Source organism: Microbacterium testaceum, assembly GCF_001476655.1.
Taxonomy (GTDB): Bacteria; Actinomycetota; Actinomycetes; order Actinomycetales; family Microbacteriaceae; genus Microbacterium; species Microbacterium testaceum_C.
In genome coordinates this window covers 1-651 of record NZ_LDRT01000272.1, presented here as the reverse complement: position 1 = coordinate 651, position 651 = coordinate 1, and the positions used below count along the sequence as shown (strand labels likewise).

Below are 651 nucleotides of genomic sequence, written 5' to 3'. Positions count from 1 at the left end.
ACGCGGCAGTCGGCCGCCACCGAGGGGCATCGTGCGGCGATCGCCGCCGCGGCCGACACCGACACCGTGCTCACTCGGGCGATGAGCGGGCGTGTGGCTCGTGGCATCCCGAACCGCGCGATGCGCGAGCTGGAGGCCGCGGGCATGATCGCCCCGTTCCCCGCGCAGAATTGGCTCACGGGGGTGTTCCGGGCTGCGGCGAGCGCTGCGGGCGACCCGGACCTGGTGTCGCTGTGGGCGGGGCAGGCGGCGGGGCTCGCGCGGTTCGACGACGCGGGCGACGTACTGGAGGAGTTGCGGGCGGGGGTTCCCGGCTGAGCTCAGGCGGTCGCGCGGATCTCGAACCCGTCCGGGGCGGTCTCTGAGCTGTCGGCGACGTCGACCCGATCGACCTCGGCCGACGGCGGACCCTGGTGCGCCCACGCGAGGACGGCGTCCACCTCTCGGGCGTCGCCGGACAGAAGGGCCTCGACCGATCCGTCGCGGCGGTTGCGCACCCACCCCCGCACGCCCCGGCGCTGTGCTTCTTCGCGGAGGGAGTACCGGAATCCGACGCCCTGCACCCGTCCGTGCACCGTGATGGCCACTGCTCGCATGGGCCCATTCTCGTCGCCGGGGCGGGCACCCGGCGTCGGGCGCGGGGTGTCGGGC

At 75.1% G+C, this 651-nt stretch carries 2 protein-coding genes; one reads left to right on the top strand and one right to left on the bottom strand.

Annotation, left to right across the window (positions count from 1 at the left end):
* Nucleotides 1–318, top strand: a 318-nt coding sequence (locus NS220_RS18955) for a nitronate monooxygenase (RefSeq protein ID WP_193755436.1), incomplete at its 5' end; no start/stop codon positions are given.
* A gap of 2 nt (nucleotides 319–320) precedes the next feature.
* On the opposite strand, the gene NS220_RS18950 is transcribed toward NS220_RS18955, so the two are convergent.
* Nucleotides 321–651 (bottom strand): acylphosphatase (locus tag NS220_RS18950; RefSeq protein ID WP_346335438.1); only part of this gene is annotated, 331 nt, incomplete at its 5' end.